The sequence below is a fragment of the Arthrobacter rhizosphaerae genome, from assembly GCF_023062595.1.
Lineage (GTDB): Bacteria > Actinomycetota > Actinomycetes > Actinomycetales > Micrococcaceae > Arthrobacter > Arthrobacter rhizosphaerae.
Genome location: NZ_JALLAN010000006.1, coordinates 43124 through 62910, shown reverse-complemented (window position 1 = coordinate 62910; position 19787 = coordinate 43124). Strand labels below are relative to the sequence as shown.

Below are 19787 nucleotides of genomic sequence, written 5' to 3'. Positions count from 1 at the left end.
AGGGCTTCACCTCCGCCCCAGTCTGATGTTCACTTGATCCATGAGAGCGATCTGGAAAGGCGCCATCGCATTTGGACTGGTAAACGTCCCGGTCAAGGTTTACAGCGCCACTGAGGACCATGACATCAGTCTGCACCAAGTCCACAATGCCGACGGCGGACGGATCCGCTACCAGCGTCGCTGTGAGGTATGCAGCGAGGTCATTGACTACGCGGACATCGAAAAGGCCTACGAAGAAGGTGGCCGCACAGTAATTCTCACGCGCGACGAGCTGAAGGCTATTCCGGCAGAAAACAGCAACGAGATCGAAGTAGTGGAGTTTGTGCCGTCCGAGCAGATGGACCCCATCATGTTCGAAAAGAGCTACTACCTGGAGCCTGACTCGAAGTCTCCGAAGGCGTACATGCTTCTGCGGAGGGCACTTGAGGATACAGACAGGGTGGCCATCGTCCAGTTCGCCCTGCGCGACAAGACCCGCCTCGGCGTATTGCGCATCCGCGATGACGTACTGATGCTCCAGTCCCTGCTGTGGCCGGATGAGGTCCGCGAAGCAAAGTTTTCGTCGCTGGATACCAGCATCAAGATTTCCTCCCAGGAGCGGGAAATGTCCGCCGCACTCGTTGAATCCATGGCAGGCGACTTTGAGCCGGAACGCTTTACCGACGAGTACCAGGAGCAATTGCGACAGCTCATCGAGGCCAAGCTGGAGCAGGGAGAATCGCTCGACACTGAGGAAACGTTTGGAGTCACTGCTGATGACGCGGGCAAGGGCGAAGTGATCGACCTGATGGAGGCCCTCAAACGGAGTCTGGACAAGAAACGCGGAGGCGGGGAAGAGAAACCTGCCGCTGCTGACAGCAAATCCACGGCCGAAAAGTCCACTGCCACTAAGTCCAGTGGGACAAGGGCGACGGCGACTAAATCCACGGCCGCCAAGTCGACCGCAACTAAGTCCGCGGCGACTAAATCGACCGCTGCTAAATCGACGGCCACGAAGTCGACTGCTGCCAAGGCGCCCGCCAAGAAGCCGGCCGCCGCCGAAGCCGGCACGGAGACCAAGAGCAGGCGAAAGGGCGCATGATAGGCGGGTAGGTCTGCGGCTGGCTAGGGAATCCTGGTGGCGTTTGTTTCGCTGGCGCCAATCCCACTGGCGCGAATCCATCGCCGCGATCAGGAGTTTCTCAGCGCCGAAATAAGCTCGCTCTTCTTTTTGCTGGAGTAGCCTGTCAGACCGATCTCCTTGGCTTTTGCTTTGAGCTGGGCAACGGTCCAGTCGTCGTAATCACCGGCCTTGCCGCCTTTTTTCCCCACGGAGGAGCGCCCTTTTTTGGCGGCCGTATTGGAAATTCTGGCTGCCTTTTGCTTCGAGGCGCCGTCGTCCCGAAGCTTTTCGTAGAGCTTGGGATCTTTTACGCTCGGATTCTTTTTCTCAGGCATGGCTACCTCGGATCTACGGGCTCGTCGTCGTCAATCAGGGGATCGGTGCCCGCCGGACGCTCCGGCGACGGAACCGCGGAAGGGATAACAGCTGGAGAGCTGGACGGAATGCCGGAGGCGGCTGTTTCAAAGGGCGGATCGTCAACCTCCCCTTGCTCGACCGTGGAACGCCATGCCCCTGTTTCTATGCCCCTTGACTCAATGAATTCCTTGAAGCGCTTGAGATCGGCGCTCACCTGCCGGCTGTCTGCCCCGAGGGCCGAACCCGCCTTCTCTGCCAGGCCTTCGGGTTCCCAGTACACTTCGACGCTGACCCTGGCTCTTTGATCGTCCAGGGGTTCGAAAGTGACCGTGCCGGAATTCCGCGGCTTGTCCGTGCTGACCCAGGTAATGCGCCGGTCCGGGAGCTGCTCAGAGATCTTGGCGTTGTATTCACGCTTCACACCGGCAATGTGGGTCCGGAAGCGGAGTGAGGTCTCGTCGAGTTGCTCTACGGATTCGACTCCGCTCATAAACTTCGGGAACGTTTCGAACTGGGTCCACTGGTTATAGGCGGTGGTTACAGGTACTTCCACCTCGATGCTTTCATGCAAAGTTGCCATGGTGTTGTCCTCCCTAGGTTTTCCACGCTAGTTGGGCTCCTAGGCAAAAACAAGCAATTTTAGTAAGGAAGCTTATCGGTTTAGGCTCCCATGTTCGCAGCAAAAAACCGTGACCGGCCACCCGCTGCAGCCTTTCCTTGGAGGGAAAAAGTCTGCTTCTGCGGGGGCCGGCCACGGCTTTGGAAGGGGGTGCTTCCGGAGCTGCTACTCGGCGTCGTGATCCGTTTCCAGGATCTGGACCAGCTGGTCCAGGGCAGCATCTGCCCCGGCGCCGTCAGCGCGCAGGACCACGATGTCACCGTGCGATGCTCCCAGGCTCATGAGCGACAGGATGCTTGCTGCATCCATGGCTTCGTCTGCCGGCTCGCCTTCACGGGCGATGGTGATCTCGAGGTCGAACTCCCCGGCGGCCTCGGCGAAGATGGCGGCAGGGCGGGCGTGCAGGCCGACACGGCTGGCGACGGTTGCGGTACGTTCTGGCATTACTGCTCCTTGCATTGCTGTACGTGGATTTCTGGTGGTGAAGGTTTTTCAGACGGATCAGACAGTTACGGGAACTTTCTCCACCGTATCAACGGGTTCGCGGACCGCCCAGCGCTTGAGCGCCAGGACTGCGAGGGCACTCACGATGGTGCCCACCACGATGGCAATGATGAACATCGCCAGGTTTCCGATTGCGAAGAAAACGAAGATGCCTCCGTGAGGTGCCTGAGACGTGACTCCTGTTGCCATGGTCAGTGCTCCCGTTAGAGCACCACCGATCATGCTGGCCGGGATAACACGCAGGGGATCGGCTGCGGCGAAGGGGATGGCGCCTTCGGAGATGAAGGATGCTCCCAGCAGCCAGGCAGCCTTGCCGTTTTCCCGCTCGGCCAGGCTGAAGCGCTTCTTGTCCAGCACGGTGGCCAGGGCCATCGCCAGCGGCGGAACCATTCCAGCCGCCATAACTGTTGCCATGATCTGCCAAGGGGCTGTGTTGGTGGCACTTCCGTTGACCAATCCTGCGACAGCGAAGGCATAGGCAACCTTGTTAACCGGGCCACCAAGGTCGAAGCACATCATGAGGCCAAGGATGATGCCGAGGGCAATTGCTGAGGCGCCGGTCATCCCGGTGAGCCAGCCATTCAAGCCGTCGGTGAGGTTCTTAATGGGGTTACCGAGAACCAGGAACAGAAGTCCTGATGCAACAATCGACGCAAGCAACGGAATGATGGCGACGGGCATGAGCCCGCGCAGCCAGCGCGGCACAGCCCAAGATCCGATCTGATAGGCAATGTAGCCGGCCAACAAGCCTCCAACCATGCCACCTATAAAACCGGCACCCATGAAAAGGGCAACCGCTCCGGCCGTGAAGCCCGGGGCGATGCCGGGACGATCGGCAATGGCATAGGCGATGTAACCTGCCAGAGCCGGAACGAGGAAGCTCATGGACAAGTTGCCGATCTTGAAAGCAACTGCGCCCAGGTAGATGCTGAGTCCGCCTTCCGGAAGGTTGCCGAAGCTGTTCTCCAGCACCACTTTGTTGGCGACTTCCGTGATGTCGTAGCCACCAAGCAGGAAGCCCAACGCCATCAGCAGACCACCACCGGCCACAAACGGGATCATGTAGCTGACGCCCGTGAGGAGAGCCTTCTTCAGCTTCTGGCCAATGTGTTCGCCCTTTTCCAGCTCGGCGTTCTGAGCCTGCTCCTCGGCACCGAAGTGCGGAACACGGCGTGCGTTGGGGTTGTCTGCCGCAGCCAGTGCCTCCTGGACCATCTTGGCTGGCTCGTCGATGCCGCGCTTGACGGGAGCATTGATGACCGGCTTTCCGGCAAACCGTTCCTTGCCGCGCACGTCAACATCGACGGCGAAGATCACGGCGTCTGCGGCGGCGATAACTGCGGGGTCGAGCGGTTTGGCGCCTGAGGAACCCTGGGTTTCCACCTGCAGGTCTACGCCGACTTCCTTGGCTGCCGCCACGAGCGAATCAGCGGCCATATAGGTGTGGGCGATGCCGGTGGGGCAGGCCGTCACAGCCACGAGGCGCTTGACGCCCTTGCCGGAGGACGGGGCCTCTGCCGAGACAGGAGCAAGTCCAGCGGATTCGCCGGTGGTCCCGGCGGAGGTTCCCTCAGCGGTAGCCCCGGTTGTAGTTGCCGCGTGCGCTGCCGGCTTGTCCGCTACAGCTCCCTCAACCAGCTCAACGATTTCCGCTTCGGTGGACGCTGCGCGGAGTGCGCCGGTGAAATCCTTTTTGATGAGCGACCGGGCAAGCTTGGAAAGGAGCTTCAGGTGCTCCTGGTCCGCTCCGTCCGGGGCCGCAATGAAAAAGATGAGATCAGCAGGGCCGTCCTTCGCGCCGAAGTCCACAGGCTGGGAGAGCCGTGCCATCGCGAGGGTGGGAACAACTACGGCTCCTGAGCGGCAGTGCGGAATGGCGATGCCGCCCGGCACGCCGGTTGCGGTCTTCTGTTCACGGGCAAAGGCGTCCGCAAAGAGTCCTTCAACTTCACTGGCGCGTCCGGTTGCAGCAACTTTGCTGGCGAGGTGCCGGATCACATCCTCGGGCGAATTGCCCAGATCCTGGTCAAGAATGACCAATTCGGTGGTAATGAGCTGAGTCATGTCAGTCCTTCCGGAGGGCCGTGATGGTTACGGCATCGGGGGTGGTTTGGTGGACTGCCGGGACTGTGGAGCCCGGCAGGGAAGCGGCGGCGGCACCGTGTGCCACAGCCTGACGGAGGCAATCGGCAGGGGCCGCGCCTTGGCTGGAAGCGAGCAGATAACCTGCGAGCGAGGAATCACCGGCTCCGACGGTGCTGACGGCCTTGACGGGAGCGTGAGTAGCCAGCCACGCGCCGTCGGGCGTTACAAGAACCGCGCCCTTGGAGCCCAAGGTGGCAAGAACAGCACCCACCCCGGAACGGACGACGGCGGCAGCCGCGTTTGCTGCTGCCAGCGGGTCCGCTTCAAGTTCCTCGGCAGAAACTACCGTGGTGAAGCCCGCTGCTGCGGCCAGTTCCGCAAGTTCCTCCGCATTGGGCTTGAGAAGGTCCGGCTTCCCGGAGATACCGCCGGTTTCATCCCCCGATATGGCGGCGCTGAGAGGTTCACCAGAGGAGTCGACGGCGATGCGGGGGGCATCATGGCCGTTACTCATGGAACGGAGCCGCCGGGTGACGGTGGCATAGAAGTCGGCAGGGACCCCTGGTGGGAGTGATCCTGCCAGGACCACCCAGGTGGCACCATGAGAGCGTTCCAGCAGGAGCCCGATCAGGGCCTCCTGCTGCTCGGCGTTCAGCACAGGGCCGGGTTCGTTGATTTTGGTGGTCACGCCGCCTGGTTCGGTCAATGCCATGTTGGTCCGCAACGGCTCGCCGATGGCGAGCGCGGCAAAAGGAACTCCGCTTTCCCGCAGTCCTGCCAACACGGGGTCCCCGTCACCGCCCGGAAGTATGGCGATGGTTTCCAGACCGGAAGAAACCAGCGCACGGGAGACATTGACGCCTTTCCCGCCCGATTCCTGGCTCACTGACACTGCCCGCTGGACTTCGCCGCGTTCCAACGGTGATGGCAACGCCACGGTGCGGTCCAGGCTGGGATTGGCTGTAAGGGTGACAATCATGCGATCACCACCTCCACTCCGGCTTCGGTCAGGGCCGCCGCCAGTTCCGGGCTGGGTTCACTGTTTGTAATCAAGGTATCCAGATCTTTCAACGAAGCGAACTGGACCAGGGTCTCTGTATCCAGCTTGGACGAATCGGCCAACACAACGATGCGGTGCGCCGATTGAACGAAGGCAGCCTTTGCGGCGGCTTCTTCAGGATCGGGAGTGCTCAGCCCGAAGGCTGCGTGTATTCCATTGGTGCCGATGAAGGCGATGTCGGGACGAATCCTTTGTGCCGCCTCCACCGTTGACTGGCCCACTGCGGCCTGAGTCAGTCCGCGCACACGGCCCCCCAGGATCTGGAGGGCGATGCCGGGTTCGCCGGCAAGCTTTCCTGCGATGGGAATCGCATTGGTGATAACAACCAGCTCGTTGCCCTCCGCCACCGCCCGGGCAGAGGACGGATCAGACATCCGGAGAGCGAGAAGATCCGCCAGAGCCTCCGTGGTGGAGCCGGCGTCCATCAGGATGCTTCCAGAGGGGCCTTCCGGAACGAAGGCCAAAGCAGCCTCCGCAATCCTGAGTTTTTCCGGCTGCTTCTGCACCGTGCGAACCAGAATGCTCTCTTCAGTGGTGCTGAACCGATCGGCGGCAACTGCTCCGCCGTGGACGCGACGCAGGCTCCCAGCTGATTCAAGGGCAGCGAGATCCCTCCGAACAGTTTCGGTGGTGATCCTGAACCGCTCCGCCAGGTCCGTGACGCTGGCCCTGCCGCTCTCAGCGACGAGCCCTGCGATCAGTTGCTGGCGCTCTTCAGCAAACACTTACCCTCCATTGCGTATAGGTGGACTACTGCGAGAAGCTGAAAGTGCGAGTCCTGACGAAGGCTCCGAGCCGATCGTGACAGGCATCACACTGATGTTGAATACCTTGACTTTATCTTTATTCGTGTTGCTTTGTCAATGGAAAACCACATAAACAAAGATTGTCTAAACCAACAAGGACCGACCCTCCATTCCCCTGAATAGCGTGGGGAACGAGGGCCGGCCCTTTCTCCGATGCGGATGGAACTAATGGTGTGCAGTTACACCTTCAGGGCCACCGCCTGTCGGGAATTGAGCCCGGCGTCGACGGACGGCCTGAAGCCCTTTGCGATGAAGTAGATGGCAAGGCAGATTTCCCAGGCGAATACTGGAACGGCACCAACTCCTGCCCACACTGAAACCTGCTCGTAGGCGCCAAACATCTGTGCGGTCCCCGAAGCGAACACGAGTGGGCCGCCGATCAATCCGAGTATGGCGATGAACCTGGGCACGAGGGTGGACCGGTAGAGCAGGTACGCGAGCAGTGCGGTGTTGGTTCCGCAGATCAAACTCGGTCCAACCAGGAATGCCCACTTGTTAAAGGCAGCCAGGGCGCTCGCGAGGGGGACGCTGTCGGCGGCGGCCAGTCCTGACAGATCCTGCCGCAACGTCACGATGGCAAGGAGGGGGAGCACTCCAACGGCTATCACCCCCGCCTCAAGGGTCCGCAGCGCCACATACCCGAGGGCGACACCTTCGTTTTGGCGCTTGATTACCGGGTAGAGCGCCACTCCGGTTCCGACAATTGTGAGGGCAAGGAGCACCTCGAGGAGGGCGCCAAGGAATACCTGGCCATCCTGGCCGCCACTCTCGATGTACGCGGGGTTGTTCAGGATCGGCAGGTAGAGAGCACGTGCCGTGATTGAGGTGACGTGGGTGGCTAGGAAGAGGATGCCGGCGGCCATGGCGATCCTTCGATATGAGGTCATTTCATCTCTCCTGCTGTGAAAGGTGTACGGCGTACACCAGGGGATGAATCCGACGATAGGTGTACGTTGTACACTTGTCAACACGTAGAGCTGGAGTTCCAACGAAAGGTGGTCACTTGGCTCAGTCAGGAATTGCTGGGCGCCGCACGCCCCTGAGTCGGGAGCGGGTCTTGAATGCCGCCGTCGCCCTGGCTGATGAAGCGGGAGTGGAGTCGCTGAGCATGCGTAAGCTCTCCGAAAAGCTGGATGTTGTGCCGATGGCGCTCTACAAACATGTGGCGAACAAGGAAGAGCTCCTGGATGGCATGGTGGAGGTCATCGTCAGCGAGATCGACACCCGGGTCCGGGGCGAAAACTGGAAGGACGCGGTACGGCTGCGGATCCTCTCCGCCCGGCAAGCCATGCTGCGCCACCGCTGGGCATCCCAGGTGATCGAGTCCCGCACGAAAGCCCCGCCTGTGGTGCTCGAGTACATGGATTCGCTGATCGGACTGTTTCGGGCCGGGGGGTTGTCGGCTGACCTTACCCACCACGTGATGCACGCCCTTGGGAGCAGGATGTGGGGATTCACCCAGGAGGTGTTTCCCACGCCGCCCCCGCCCGCGGATCCTGAAGTGCGGGCAGCTATGTTCCATCAAGTGGCAAGGCAGTATCCGTACATCATCGAAATTGCCACGGCCGGGTCTCATGAACAGGAAACTGCAGTTGGCAGCGGCTGTGATGACCAGTTCGAGTTCGAGTTTGCCCTGAGCCTCCTCCTTGACGGCTTTGAGCGGCTCCACCAGCAGAACTGGACCTCCGGCCAGGCGCACGGTGTTAGGTAGGTGCCTTAGACCTTGCGCACCCTCCCCAGCACGAGAAGGCACTTCACGGCAATGCTGAGGCTGAACATTGCCGCGAAGTGCCATCTCGGCGCGGTGGACGGATTGCCCTAACGTTCAGGAAAAAGATGTTGACTCTTCGAGGCATCCTTGTTTGCTGTGAAAAGATTAGCCATGCCTCCGATGCAACATTCCAGCAAGCTCCAGAACGTCAACTACGAACTCCGCGGACCCATCCTCCAGGCGGCAAGGGAGATGGAGGCAGAGGGGCACCGGATCCTCAAAATGAATCTCGGAGACACCGCGCCGTTCGGGCTTGAAGCTCCGGAGTCCGTTGTGCTGGATATGATTCATCATCTCCGCGGAGCGCAGGGCTACAGCGATTCCAAAGGCATATTTTCCGCCCGCACAGCCATTTCCCAGTACTACCAGACCCGGGGATTGATGCAGATCGGCGTCGAGGACATCTTCATCGGCAACGGTGTCAGCGAGCTCATCTCCATGACCCTGCAGGCGTTTCTGGAAAACGGCGACGAAATCCTGATTCCGGCGCCCGACTACCCGCTCTGGACAGCGGCAGTGACCCTGGCCGGGGGCAAACCGGTGCACTATGTGTGCGACGAAAATGAAAACTGGTGGCCGGATATGGCCGAGGTCGAATCCAAGATCACCAGCCTCACCAAAGGCATTGTGATCATCAATCCGAACAACCCCACCGGAGCCGTCTACCCGAGGCGCATTCTGGAGCAGTTTGCAGCGTTGGCCCGCAAGCACGACCTGGTGCTCTTCTCGGACGAGATCTACGAGAAGGTCCGGTACGAGGACGCCCAGCACATCCACACAGCTTCTGTGGCGGAAGACGTATGTTGCCTGACATTCAGCGGGCTCTCGAAGGCATATCGGATGCCAGGGTACCGGGCAGGCTGGGTTGCAATCACGGGACCCCGTGCAGCTACCTTGGCATACCGTGAAGGGCTGGAGCTGTTGGCATCGCTGCGGCTGTGCCCCAATGTTCCCGCCCAACACGCTATCCAGACCTGCCTCGGCGGGTATCAGAGCATTGAGGCGTTGATCCGGCCAGGTGGCAGGCTCCGTGAACAGAGGGACCTCGCTTTTGAACTCCTGACCGCCATTCCCGGTGTTACCTGTGTTCCTGCTGCCGGCGCCATGTATCTCTTTCCCCGGCTGGATCCGGAGCTGTATCCCTTCGAAAGCGACGAGCAGTTTGTCCTTGACCTGCTGCGGGAGCAGAAGATCCTCGTGTCACACGGGACGGCATTCAACTGGCCCCGGCCTGATCATTTCCGCTTTGTCATTCTTCCGTCGGTACAGGACATCAGGGAAGCGGTCCGGAGGATCGCAGCTTTCCTGGCGGCGCACAGGAGTGTTGGCGCAGGGGTGTCCTAGCCGCGGGAGTGTCCTAGCGCAGTACTGACGTAATGGGCGGGGCGGCCCTCTGATGGCGGCTATCAGATCCTGTGATGGCCGCTGTGAGATGTAGCCACGCTGTCAGATATTGCCGTCCCGGCTTTCGTTCCGGGTGATTTGTTCTCCCGTGTTGGGGTCGACGACGGAGCGGGTCTCGCTGACCCTCCGGCTGCGGCCGGGGGACGCCAGTATGAGGGAGGCAACCAGGCCGATGGCTCCGACAACCATGAGAATGTAGCCGATCAGGGTCAGGTCAACGTTGGGGATGAGGCCCGGAGATACTGCCCAGGCCAGGATCGCGCCGAGGGCGATCAGGAAGATGGAGGAACCGATTCTCATGACGTTCTCCTAATATCCGGACGGACAAGTCCATAGAGGACTTGGCGACAACAATGCTAAGCATGCTGTCTTGTTGTCAGGCTACATCCGGGCACCTGCTGATTCAACGTCCACCTCTCCGGCGCGTCGTAAGGCCAGGGGGCGGCGAGGAAGAGCCGGGAAGCGATGGCGCTCCACGGGAAAAGCTAGGCTGTTCCGATGGAGACAGTCGTATGGTCCAAGCCAGAACATGAACGCGCTGGGACACCGCTGCTGGTCATGATGCACGGCTACGGCACCGACGAATCCCGCATGGTGAACCTGTTTCCCCACCTGCCCCAGGAGTTTACGTGCGCCGCGCTTAGGGCTCCCACGGACATCGGGGACCACTATGGCTGGTTCCTTCTTGACTACTTCCTCACCAACGATTTTGCCGACGTCATTGCCGTCACCAACAAGGTGGCGGACTGGATCAACACCGTCAAAGGGCAGCACGCCAGCGTGAGCCTGCTGGGATACTCCCAAGGGATGGCCATGGCCAGCACGCTCCTGCGGCTTCGCCCGCAGGAGTACCGGGCCGTCGTCGGGCTCTCAGGCTTTGTCTTGGACAACGAACTCCTGACGATGAGTGAATCTTTTGACTCCCCTCCGCCCTTCTTCTGGGGGAGGGACAAAGCAGACCTGGTCATCAATGAGGAAGCCATTGCGTTTACCGAGGAGTGGCTGCATCGGAACACGCAGCTGACGGCCCGCACCTACCCGGGAATGGGGCACGCGATGTGCAAGGCGGAGATGGTGGACGTCAGCGCTTTCCTTCGCCACTACGTGCTGCGCTGATTCACTCGTGTGCTCCAATGGGCGGTTCAGGCGTCCGTCTTCTTGAGCCAGGTCATGGCATCGCTCCTGGACGTGAAGAAGCGCGTTGGGCACGGAGGGGTGTAGATTCCGAGGAAAAAGTTCGCCAGCACCCGATCTACAGGGCTGGAGCCGAGTAAGGCGATCCGGTTTGCGGCGCACGGGATGGAAAATACTGCCCGGGCATCGCGGCTCACCGATTCGGTGGTGGCCATGTCCACGAGCATCGGATATTCAGAGCCCCCACTGATCTCGTTGACCTTGGCCATCGCGGCCTCAGAGTCTCTGCGGTCAATACTGACCTTGGATTTCCACACGAGATGAATCACCCCGTCCGGACCCAATGTCACCGTGCCCTTGCCGCCGTCGATAACGATAGGTTCCACGCCGTCCCTCCAATTGAGCAGTTCTGGCCCCATGGTAGTGCCTGCCAGCACTTCAACGCGGAGCCGCCCCTTGCTGGGCCAAATTGGGCATAATGCGCCGCCGCCAATACGCCGCAGAGCCTCCTATGATTGTCTTAGCGCTCGGAACTAAAAAAACCACTTGCAAGCGGAATTGCAAGCGCTTACACTCGACTTCGGCCATGCGGCGAAGACGCCTCTGCCAAGGCGCACCCCAATGCACCACGCCTCACGTCTGAAAGGACAAGAATCCGCATGCCTCAACTCCACAGCGGCGCCCAAAACGCCCAGCTCAGCAGTTGGACCACTGCCTCAGCCATCCTCTTTGATCTCGACGGCGTCCTGACGCCCACCGCGGTGGTCCACGAGCGTGCGTGGCAGGAACTCTTCGACGGCTACCTTGAGTCGGTGCCCAGTGCCGCGGGATACCGCGAAAGCGACTACTTCGACCACATCGACGGAAAACCACGGTTCGACGGTGTCCGGGATTTCCTGGCTTCCCGAAGCATCGTGCTTCCCGAAGGGCCCGCCGACGACGACCCCGCCAACGAAACAGTGCAAGGCCTTGGTAACCGCAAGAACCTGGTCTTCAACGAGATTGTGGCCGCAGGAGTGGAGCCCTTTGAAGGTTCCGTGCGCTTCATTGAAGCAGCACTTGCGCGCGGACTGAAGCTCGCCGTCGTCTCCTCCTCCCGGAATGCTCCCGCCGTGCTGGAGGCAGCCGGACTTTCGCACCACTTCCCGGTGGTCGTCGACGGCGTTGTGGCTGCCACCGAAGGACTGCCGGGCAAGCCGGATCCTGCCACCTACGAGTACGCTGCACGGCTGCTGGGGCTGCCGAGCGAGGAGTGCGTTGTGGTGGAGGATGCGGTCTCCGGTGTGCAGGCCGGCAGCTCCGGAAAGTTTCATTCCGTCATCGGGGTAGACAGGGGAGCCGGGCGGCAGATTTTGCTGGCCGCCGGGGCTACCTTTGTGGTTAACGACCTTATCGAACTGGTGTAGGCCGCCGCAGTTCCCCGCATTTATCACGGTATTCACGCCAAAGGACCCCAACACCATGGCACTCATCAGCTCCGACCGCTCCCGGTTCCCCAACGACCCTTGGCGGCTCGTCGAAACTGCCCACGAACCCGGCAACGCCGGAACCCTCGAAACGCTCTTCTGCCTCGGCAATGGACATCTCGGCATCCGTGGCGGACATTGGGCCGCCGCTGATACTGAGCTCCCCGGGAGCTTCATCAACGGGTTCCACGAGATCTGGGACATCAAGCATGCCGAGAATGCTTTCGGGTTTGCCCGGACTGGTCAGCGCATTCTCTATATCCCTGACGTCAATAACTTCACGGTGATCATTGACGGCGAAACCCTGAGCCTGGCCGAATCATCCGTGCAGGACTACCAGCGGAGCGTGGATTTCGGCACGGGCGTCTATGAGTGCCGGGTCACCTGGCTCTGCAGGTCCGGTGCCGTAGTCACAACCGTGGAACGCCGGGCCGTGGGTTTCGAGTCGCGAGGCTGCATGGCCATCACTCTGGAGCTTTACGCAGACCAATACATTTCTGCCGACGTGACATCCTCCGTGATCAACAGGCAGGACCAGCCGGTAGAGGACCAATCCGAGCATGATCCCCGCCGCGCCGGCCGGCACGCGGGGCGGGTGCTGCTTCCGATGCAACTTGAGGGCGGCGACGGGGCATTGCGGTTGTCGTGGCAGGCTGCGGAATCCCGCCAGCGGATTGGGCTCGCGGTGGATCACGTGACGTCTCCCGTGCTCCAGCCCTTCGATACTCCGGTGGGCCCGGATGAGAGCAGTGCACGCTATGTTCTGGCCGTGGGTCCTGACAGGCCGTTCCGCTTGGACAAGTCGGTCAGCTACGCCGTGGCACGTGCCGTAGATCCTTCACTCGCAGACGCTTCAGCCCAGGACCCGGTAGAGCTCGCGGAGGCTGCACTGTTGCCAGTGGCAGATATTTTCGCCCAGAGCCAGGCCCACTACGCTGATTACTGGGCCACAACGGATATTGTGGTGGGCGCGCAACCTGAACTGCAGCAAGCCATCCGCTGGAGCCTCTTCCAGCTCGCCCAGGCAACTGCCTGCGCCGACGTTGCGGGCATTCCCGCCAAAGGCGTGAGCGGTTCGGGCTATGAAGGGCACTACTTCTGGGACCAGGAGATTTACCTCCTGCCTTACCTGACGTACACCAACCCCGACGGCGCCCGCCAGGTCCTGGAATTCCGTCACGCAATGCTCCCGGAGGCCAAGATCAGGGCCAAGGAACTTAGCGTGGACGGCGCCCTGTTCCCCTGGCGGACCATCAACGGACTGGAGGCCAGCGCCTACTACGCCGCTGGAACCGCCCAGTTCCACATTGCCGCCGCCATCGCGTTTGCCACCAACAGATACCTCTGGGCCAGCGGGGATGAGGAATTCAAGGCCGGAATTGGGGCCGAGCTGCTCATCGAAACGGCACGCATGTGGGTGTCCCTTGGCTTCTTCGGCAAGGACGGTCAATTCCACATTCATGGTGTCACCGGACCGGACGAGTACACCGCAGTCGTCAATGACAACCTCTATACGAACGTCATGGCCCGCTTCAACCTTCGCGCTGCTGCAGCCTTGGACCACGCGGGGATTGACGACGCCGAGCGCCAGCTTTGGGCGGCTGCTGCCGACCGCATGCAGCTTCCGTTTGACGACCGGCTCCAGGTTTACTCCCAGGACAACGACTTCATGACCCTTGAGGCCTGGGACTGGAACACTCCCCGCTCCAAGTACCCTCTGCTGCTGCACTTCCACCCCTTGGTGATTTATCGGCACCAGGTACTGAAGCAGGCGGACACAGTCCTGGCGATGTTCCTGCAGTGGGCGGACTTCAGCGCCGAGGAAAAGCGGCGAGCGTTCGATTTCTACGATCCCATCACCACCGGAGACTCCACACTCTCCGCGTGCGTCCAGGGAATCATGGCAGCCGAAGTGGGCTACGGAAAAGCGGCACTGGAACACTTCACCGATGCCTTGTTCATCGATCTGGACGATACCCACGGCAACACCATCGACGGCGTGCACATCGCCTCAACAGGCGGAGTCTGGAGTTCACTGGTCTGCGGCTTCGCCGGGATGCGTGACCAGGGAGCCTTGCCATTCTTCGATCCCCGGTTGCCCACCGAATGGGAGCGGCTCTCCTTCCACCTGAAACTCCAGGGGAGGCTCTTGTTTGTGGACCTAAACCAGGAAGGCATCTCCCTTTCCGTGAGCGAGGGTTCACCTCTGGATGTCAGTGTCCGGGGCGAAGTCCACACCGTGGGAACCGAACCGGTGCACGTTGCACTGGAACCGGTTGAAGTGCCCGAACCCACGGTATTCCCGAGCGGACTTCCGACGGCGAGCATCCCGATCGTGCGGGCGCGCGCCTAACATCCAGCTTTCGCTGTAGGGCTATCCACCCCGAAAGTGTCTACTCCGGGAGGCTCGCGTTGCGAGCCTCCCGGGCCCTGACAGCTGCGCGCCCCCTGTCGAGGGGGTGGGCTAGTTCGTCTTCCGGCATCTTGGCCGCGATCAGCGCCACGACGGACATGGCGGGGCAGACGACTCCGGCCACGAGGAAGATCACCCAGATGGGCACCACTTCCGCTGCCGGGCCGGCGAGGGCCATGGACACGGGCATCAGCGCCAGCGATACGAAGAAGTCCAGGCTCGAGATCCTGCCGAGCAGGTGCGGTGGTACACGCCGCTGCAGCAGGGTTCCCCAGATGACCATTCCCATGCCGCCCGTAGCGCCGAACACGAACAGGACAATTGCCACGGCCCAGAAGCTGTCAATGAAACCGATGGCGGCCAGCGGCAGGGCTCCGGCCCCCCAAGTGACCATCATCAGCGTGAGGTAGCGCCTGGGCAGGGGAAACGACGCTGTGGCCAACGAAGCTACTGCGCCTCCGACCCCCATGATGGCCAGCAGGAAACCGAACATCTTGGAGTCCCCGCCGAGCTGGTCCTCCACCACGAACGGCAGCAGCACTTCGATGGGCCCAATCAGGAAAAGTACCGAAATACACGCCCACAGGAGGGTCCACAACAGCCAGGGTGTTCGGACTGTGTACCTCACGCCCTCCCGGAGGTCATGGAAGACCGATGTCTTGGCTCGCTCGGGGGTGGGCTGGCCGTCATGGCCAGGCGCTTCCAGTGCATGCTGGCCCAGGAAATTCAGCACGATGAATGCCGTTACATGGCAGAGCGCAACTCCGGCGACGGCATGTGAGGGAGAAAGCTCGGCCACGATAATTCCTGCCAGCGCCGGGCCGGCCGCTTGCTGCAGGATGGGCCGCATGGTGCCCTCCATGCCGTTAGCGGCCAAAAGGTCTTCCGGTGGCAGGATCCTCGGCAGGATGGCTGAGTACGCAGGAAAGAAGAAGGCCGCGCCCACGCCCAACACAAACGCGCCTGCGGCAAGATGCCACAGTTGCAGCCAACCCATGAAGGATAATCCGGTGACCGCCGCTATGACGGCAAGATTGGTGCCCTCCACTGCGATGATGAGCAGCCGCTGCGGAAGTCGATCCGCTGCAATGCCTCCGGCCAGCACAAAAGCGACCAGCCCAATGCCGGCTGCCGCAGCCACCAGGGAGAGCTCCAAGGGCCCTCCACCCAGATGAATCACCTGGTACACCATCGCAACGGCCCACATTCCGGAGCCGAAGATCGAGACAGCCAAGGCTGCAATCAGTACGCGGTACTCCCGATGAGCAAACGGACGCAGGGCTCTGGGGGCAGGCATAGGGCAATTCTAGGCAGGTGCACCCCCTCGGGTTCCGGACATTCGCTCCGAAGCGCACCAATGATTCCTGTTCTGAGAGGCACGAGCATCGTGTTGCCGCCCTTCCCGTTCGGGCCATTCACGTTAGGCTCCCGGTATGGGGACTCTTGGCACGGGGGACAGCACCACTGGATCGTCCATACCGGGATCGATCCCGCTGGGTTCGCCACGACCGGGACCGTCACGGCGGACCATGGCCTTTGTTGGGGCGAACCCTGGCCTCGCGTTACATCCCGTGGACCCCAATGGCGTCCATGTCCCGGGAGAGCCGGCAAGCTGTTTTGCCTCGTTCTGGATGGCGGACTGGTCGCGCTGGGGTACTGGCCTGGCCTTGCTGGTGGCCACCACGCAAGGGTGGCGGAGCTATGGGTCCAATGAATACTTCGCAGCCACCATGGCCTCTGAATTCACCCGGTACTTCCCTGAAGCCGCCAGGTTTCCCTTGACTGAACTGACCCATACGCAGGACGAGTTCGACGTCGAACTTGACCTTGAACGCGGCTTCCGTGCGACCGGAGGCAAGGCCGAGCTGGAAATCAGCGGCGTCCTTGACCGCCGGCAGTTCGCGGCCGCTGACTTCCAGCTTGGCGGGGGAAGCGGAACACTCAACAACGTCTACCTTCCCTGCAGCTCCGGGCGGCTGAGCGAGTTGGACGTCCGGTGGCCCGGCGCTCCCATCACATATGCCGGGCCGCGGGGACCGTCGTCGTCCGCCTATATAGCCGTGGCGGAATCCTGGATGACGTAGTCCCTACGTCCTTTTTTGACGTTTCGGTTGAGGACCGGAGGGCAGGAATGGTCCACTGCTACACTCTGCTCATGATCGGGCTTCCCCTCGCGGGAGACGGGCTGGTGCACGCCGGCCTGTTAGGGCTGGGAATCCTCGCAGCCCTGCTGTTCTACGCCTATGAGAAACGCCCGGATGTCAGGGCACAGGCGCCTGGCTCCTTGGCGACCTGATGAACGGGGATTTGGTCGGCCGTACCCGTGAGCTGGCGGTCATTGACCGGTCCTTGGCCAGCAGCGGGGTATGCGCCGTTGTCCTGGTCGGCGATACCGGGGTGGGCAAGACGCGGCTGGCGCGCGAGGCCTTGGCTGCCGCCCCGATGGCCTCACGCGAACGGTTCTGGGTTGCTGCCTCGAGTTCGGCCTCGGCGATCCCGTTTGGTGCCGTTTCACACCTGGTGCCCGACATCGATGGTGCGGACCGGTTCCGGATCATGCACGGGAGCGCCGAATGGTTCAAGGCGAGGGCCGGTCACGGGCCGGCCGTTCTTGGTGTTGACGACGCCCACCGGCTCGACGAGGCCTCAGCGGCTTTGATCCATCATCTTGTGTCCACGGGGGCTGCGTCGGTTATTGCCACGCTGAGATCCGGCGAGGACGTCCCCGATGCCATCACCGCGTTGTGGAAGGACGGCCTCGGTGAGCGTATCGACGTCGGGCCGTTGGGGCGCCCGGACGCTGTGCGGCTGCTGAGTTCCCTGTTGGATGGACCCGTCCAGCCGGTAACCGAGGAGCGGCTGTGGCGGTTGAGCGGTGGCAACGCCCTGTACCTGTGCGAGCTGGTCCGGGGCGGGCTGGGCTCGGGTGCGCTTCGTGTCGCCAACGGAACCTGGCATTGGTCTGGTCCTGTCTCGGCAGCTCCGCGGCTGGCGGAGCTCATCATGGAACGCCTGAAGGGACAAGGCGGCCAGACCCGGAAGCTGGTGGATCTGCTGGCTTTCGGTGAACCTCTTGAGGTATCCGCTCTCGGCCGGGCAGGCATCCCCCCGGACGCCATTGAGGAAGCCGAGCACGCGGGGCTGGTACGGACAGAAGCAACGGGCCGGGGGGTGGCTGTCCGCTTGGCCCATCCGCTCTACGGTGAAATTGCCCGTCACTTGACGCCGGTGTTGTATCGGAAGCATCTTGCCGGGCTGCTCCTGCGTACGGCAGATCTCACGGACCGTCCGGCCGAAATCCTCCGCCGGGCGGTCTGGCATGTGGAGGGTGGTGCTCCGGGGGAGCCTGATCTTCTGCGGCAGGGGGCGGTCCGGGCCTTGGCTGTTCTCGATCTCACGCTGGCGGTGAGGCTGGCGCGGGCATCTATCGACGCCGGTGGCGGAGCGGAGTCCGGGGCCGTCCTGGCCCAGGCACTGATTCTGCGGGGCAATACTGCCGAAGCCGAAGAGCTGCTCGGGCATATGAATGCACGGGAGTTGCCTGCTCTTGCCCAGGCGGAGCTGGCGGCGTCCAGGGCATGGAACCTGACGTTTGGGCTGCAGCGTCCTGCGGACGCGGCAGCGGTCCTGGACGAAGCCTGGGAGATGTTCCCCCAGTGCCGGGACGTGCTGGCCGCACAGCGGGCGAGTCTTCTCAGTTATGCCGGCCACCCAGCCGAGGCCCTGGCGGTGACGGAGCTTGAACCTGGCAACGGGCATCCGGATACGGCCACGGTGCGGAAACTGATCGCCAGGTGTGAGTCCCTGGCCGTGCAGGGCCGGTGTGTCGAGGCAGTGGACGCCGGCTTGCAGGCGGTGGACCTGAACACACGGCTCCTGGGCGGTGACTGGTCCATGTCCCAGGACGAGGCTGAAGGTTCACTGGTGGGAGCCATGATCCTGTGCGGGCAACTTGGAGAAGCTGAGGACCTGACCAACACCGGCTACCAACGCGCCCTGGACGCCGGGTGGGACGCAGGGGCCGGCATGTGGAGTGTCTGGCGTGGGGAAATCCGTCTGGCCCGGGGACGGCCCGCTTCCGCTGTCCGCTGTTTCCAGGCCGCCCTCGCCGCCGCCACCGCGGACCACCACCCCTATCGGCAATGGCTGATCAGGGTCGCCGCGATCAATCTTGCCCGCGCCGCGGCCCTTTGCGGTGATGCGGCCCTGGCGGCCACCGCACTGGCTAGGGCTGAAGAACACGCCCGGCCCTGGATGGGCGCGCTGGACGTCTGGGGCGGTTCGAGCCAGGCCTGGCTCGCCGTGGCCCAGAACGATTCCCAACGCGGCGTCAGGCTCGCGCTGGCCGCTGCCGGGCGGGCTCGCCAAGACCACCAGCACGGCTGGGAAATCCTGGCCCTGCACCAGATGATCCGATTCGGCGAACCCCACCTGGCCAACCACAGAATCCATCAGCTGGCGCAAGAAGTGAACAGCCCTCTGGCCCTTTTGTACGCTGGCCACGGCGCCGCCCTGGCAGCCGGTGACGGGCACGCCCTGGACCGGATCGCCCAGGGATTCCACGGGTACGGGTTTGTGCTGCTGGCAGCGGAAGCAGCCGCCCACGCTGCCCACGCCCACCAGCATGCCGGGCTTCATACTGCCGCTGGCGCCTCCACCCGGAGGGCGCATGCCTGGGTGGCCAGCTGCGAAGGCGCCCGGACCCCTGCCCTGTCCCTGCTCACCGACCCGGTATCCCTGACCCGGCGCGAAAACGACATCGCCCGGCTAGCTGCCACAGGGCTGAGCAACGCCGGCATCGCCGCGAACCTGGTGATCTCCGTCCGGACCGTGGAGAACATTCTCCACCACGTCTACGACAAACTCGCACTCACCGGCCGGCAAGACCTCCCCGGCATCTTCAACCACCCCACTCAGCCACAACTCCAGCCGCAGGTGCAGCCACATCGCCTGGACCCGGAAAAATGAGTACCCCGCCGCTCATGACCCTCTCATTACGGGCGCCTAGCGTGAAGACGTGAGAATAGCTCCGCCCCCAACGAGAGCATCGTGATCCATTTCAGAGA

Annotated in this window: 19 protein-coding genes; 9 read left to right on the top strand and 10 right to left on the bottom strand. The window is 62.2% G+C overall.

The window, feature by feature from the left end; translation table 11 throughout:
• Window positions 1-40 precede the first annotated feature (40 nt).
• A complete protein-coding gene (ku, locus tag MU551_RS09975) occupies window positions 41-1081 on the top strand; it encodes a non-homologous end joining protein Ku (protein WP_247043392.1) in 1041 nt (346 codons plus the stop codon).
• An 89-nt stretch (window positions 1082-1170) separates the two neighbouring features.
• On the opposite strand, the gene MU551_RS09970 is transcribed toward ku, so the two are convergent.
• From MU551_RS09970 to MU551_RS09940, 7 genes are all read right to left on the bottom strand, one after another.
• On the bottom strand, window positions 1171-1437 hold the full coding sequence (locus MU551_RS09970) for a DUF7218 family protein (RefSeq protein WP_247043390.1): 267 nt from the start codon (window positions 1435-1437) through the stop codon (window positions 1171-1173).
• A 2-nt stretch (window positions 1438-1439) separates the two neighbouring features.
• Window positions 1440-2039, bottom strand: coding sequence for an SRPBCC family protein (locus tag MU551_RS09965; protein WP_247043386.1), 600 nt, complete (start codon window positions 2037-2039; stop codon window positions 1440-1442).
• 204 nt (window positions 2040-2243) lie between these two features.
• Complete coding sequence (locus MU551_RS09960) at window positions 2244-2522, bottom strand: HPr family phosphocarrier protein (protein WP_247043383.1); 279 nt, start codon at window positions 2520-2522, stop codon at window positions 2244-2246.
• Between the two features lie 57 nt (window positions 2523-2579).
• Entirely contained in the window at window positions 2580-4646 is a 2067-nt protein-coding gene (locus MU551_RS09955) for a PTS fructose transporter subunit IIABC (protein ID WP_247043381.1), read from the bottom strand.
• Window position 4647: 1 nt separating this feature from the next.
• On the bottom strand, window positions 4648-5646 hold the full coding sequence (locus tag MU551_RS09950; RefSeq protein ID WP_247043365.1) for a 1-phosphofructokinase family hexose kinase: 999 nt from the start codon (window positions 5644-5646) through the stop codon (window positions 4648-4650).
• On the bottom strand, window positions 5643-6452 hold the full coding sequence (locus tag MU551_RS09945; RefSeq protein WP_247043363.1) for a DeoR/GlpR family DNA-binding transcription regulator: 810 nt from the start codon (window positions 6450-6452) through the stop codon (window positions 5643-5645). The genes MU551_RS09950 and MU551_RS09945 overlap by 4 nt, the downstream gene beginning before the upstream one ends.
• A 260-nt stretch (window positions 6453-6712) precedes the next feature.
• Window positions 6713-7420, bottom strand: coding sequence for a DUF4386 domain-containing protein (locus MU551_RS09940; RefSeq protein WP_247043361.1), 708 nt, complete (start codon window positions 7418-7420; stop codon window positions 6713-6715).
• Window positions 7421-7536: 116 nt separating this feature from the next.
• Here MU551_RS09940 and MU551_RS09935 point away from each other — a divergent pair, with 116 nt between their 5' ends.
• The gene (locus MU551_RS09935) at window positions 7537-8244 is read left to right on the top strand and encodes a TetR/AcrR family transcriptional regulator C-terminal domain-containing protein (RefSeq protein WP_247043359.1); all 708 of its coding nucleotides are present in this window, start codon (window positions 7537-7539) and stop codon (window positions 8242-8244) included.
• A gap of 171 nt (window positions 8245-8415) precedes the next feature.
• Window positions 8416-9648 carry a pyridoxal phosphate-dependent aminotransferase gene (locus MU551_RS09930; protein WP_247043357.1) on the top strand — a complete coding sequence of 411 codons (1233 nt, stop codon included), beginning with the start codon at window positions 8416-8418 and terminating at the stop codon, window positions 9646-9648.
• Window positions 9649-9750: 102 nt separating this feature from the next.
• Here the strand turns inward: MU551_RS09930 and MU551_RS09925 are convergent, their stop codons facing one another.
• Entirely contained in the window at window positions 9751-10008 is a 258-nt protein-coding gene (locus MU551_RS09925) for a DUF6458 family protein (protein ID WP_247043355.1), read from the bottom strand.
• A gap of 198 nt (window positions 10009-10206) precedes the next feature.
• Here MU551_RS09925 and MU551_RS09920 point away from each other — a divergent pair, with 198 nt between their 5' ends.
• On the top strand, window positions 10207-10824 hold the full coding sequence (locus tag MU551_RS09920) for an alpha/beta hydrolase (RefSeq protein ID WP_247043353.1): 618 nt from the start codon (window positions 10207-10209) through the stop codon (window positions 10822-10824).
• Window positions 10825-10850: 26 nt separating this feature from the next.
• Here the strand turns inward: MU551_RS09920 and MU551_RS09915 are convergent, their stop codons facing one another.
• Entirely contained in the window at window positions 10851-11228 is a 378-nt protein-coding gene (locus MU551_RS09915) for a DUF7793 family protein (protein ID WP_247043352.1), read from the bottom strand.
• Window positions 11229-11501: 273 nt separating this feature from the next.
• On the opposite strand from MU551_RS09915, the gene MU551_RS09910 reads away from it, so the two are divergent.
• Together MU551_RS09910 and MU551_RS09905 are read left to right on the top strand one after the other, a co-directional pair.
• Window positions 11502-12248 carry an HAD family hydrolase gene (locus tag MU551_RS09910; protein WP_247043350.1) on the top strand — a complete coding sequence of 249 codons (747 nt, stop codon included), beginning with the start codon at window positions 11502-11504 and terminating at the stop codon, window positions 12246-12248.
• A 55-nt stretch (window positions 12249-12303) separates the two neighbouring features.
• Window positions 12304-14661 carry a glycoside hydrolase family 65 protein gene (locus MU551_RS09905; RefSeq protein WP_247043348.1) on the top strand — a complete coding sequence of 786 codons (2358 nt, stop codon included), beginning with the start codon at window positions 12304-12306 and terminating at the stop codon, window positions 14659-14661.
• A gap of 40 nt (window positions 14662-14701) precedes the next feature.
• Here MU551_RS09905 and MU551_RS09900 read toward each other — a convergent pair whose 3' ends face one another.
• On the bottom strand, window positions 14702-16018 hold the full coding sequence (locus tag MU551_RS09900) for an MFS transporter (RefSeq protein WP_247043346.1): 1317 nt from the start codon (window positions 16016-16018) through the stop codon (window positions 14702-14704).
• Window positions 16019-16154: 136 nt separating this feature from the next.
• Here MU551_RS09900 and MU551_RS09895 point away from each other — a divergent pair, with 136 nt between their 5' ends.
• The 3 genes from MU551_RS09895 (at window position 16155) to MU551_RS09885 (ending at window position 19689) form a co-directional block, all read left to right on the top strand.
• Entirely contained in the window at window positions 16155-16805 is a 651-nt protein-coding gene (locus MU551_RS09895; protein ID WP_247043344.1) for a hypothetical protein, read from the top strand.
• A 71-nt stretch (window positions 16806-16876) separates the two neighbouring features.
• Window positions 16877-17017 (top strand): hypothetical protein, encoded by a 141-nt coding sequence (locus MU551_RS09890; RefSeq protein WP_247043342.1) that lies wholly within the window; start codon window positions 16877-16879, stop codon window positions 17015-17017.
• The gene (locus tag MU551_RS09885; RefSeq protein ID WP_247043340.1) at window positions 17017-19689 is read left to right on the top strand and encodes a helix-turn-helix transcriptional regulator; all 2673 of its coding nucleotides are present in this window, start codon (window positions 17017-17019) and stop codon (window positions 19687-19689) included. Before MU551_RS09890 ends, MU551_RS09885 begins: the two co-directional genes overlap by 1 nt.
• The last annotated feature ends 98 nt before the right edge of the window (window positions 19690-19787 follow it).

Bases quoted from the DNA above. Each gene is read 5' to 3' on its own strand.
- MU551_RS09890 (WP_247043342.1), top strand. From the start codon at position 16,877: ATGATCGGGCTTCCCCTCGCGGGAGACGGGCTGGTGCACGCCGGCCTG.
- MU551_RS09895 (WP_247043344.1), top strand. From the start codon at position 16,155: ATGGGGACTCTTGGCACGGGGGACAGCACCACTGGATCGTCCATACCG.
- MU551_RS09910 (WP_247043350.1), top strand. From the start codon at position 11,502: ATGCCTCAACTCCACAGCGGCGCCCAAAACGCCCAGCTCAGCAGTTGG.
- MU551_RS09960 (WP_247043383.1), bottom strand. From the start codon at position 2,522: ATGCCAGAACGTACCGCAACCGTCGCCAGCCGTGTCGGCCTGCACGCC.
- MU551_RS09940 (WP_247043361.1), bottom strand. From the start codon at position 7,420: ATGACCTCATATCGAAGGATCGCCATGGCCGCCGGCATCCTCTTCCTA.
- ku (WP_247043392.1), top strand. From the start codon at position 41: ATGAGAGCGATCTGGAAAGGCGCCATCGCATTTGGACTGGTAAACGTC.
- MU551_RS09905 (WP_247043348.1), top strand. From the start codon at position 12,304: ATGGCACTCATCAGCTCCGACCGCTCCCGGTTCCCCAACGACCCTTGG.
- MU551_RS09970 (WP_247043390.1), bottom strand. From the start codon at position 1,437: ATGCCTGAGAAAAAGAATCCGAGCGTAAAAGATCCCAAGCTCTACGAA.
- MU551_RS09950 (WP_247043365.1), bottom strand. From the start codon at position 5,646: ATGATTGTCACCCTTACAGCCAATCCCAGCCTGGACCGCACCGTGGCG.
- MU551_RS09920 (WP_247043353.1), top strand. From the start codon at position 10,207: ATGGAGACAGTCGTATGGTCCAAGCCAGAACATGAACGCGCTGGGACA.
- MU551_RS09885 (WP_247043340.1), top strand. From the start codon at position 17,017: ATGAACGGGGATTTGGTCGGCCGTACCCGTGAGCTGGCGGTCATTGAC.
- MU551_RS09925 (WP_247043355.1), bottom strand. From the start codon at position 10,008: ATGAGAATCGGTTCCTCCATCTTCCTGATCGCCCTCGGCGCGATCCTG.
- MU551_RS09900 (WP_247043346.1), bottom strand. From the start codon at position 16,018: ATGCCTGCCCCCAGAGCCCTGCGTCCGTTTGCTCATCGGGAGTACCGC.
- MU551_RS09955 (WP_247043381.1), bottom strand. From the start codon at position 4,646: ATGACTCAGCTCATTACCACCGAATTGGTCATTCTTGACCAGGATCTG.
- MU551_RS09930 (WP_247043357.1), top strand. From the start codon at position 8,416: ATGCCTCCGATGCAACATTCCAGCAAGCTCCAGAACGTCAACTACGAA.
- MU551_RS09965 (WP_247043386.1), bottom strand. From the start codon at position 2,039: ATGGCAACTTTGCATGAAAGCATCGAGGTGGAAGTACCTGTAACCACC.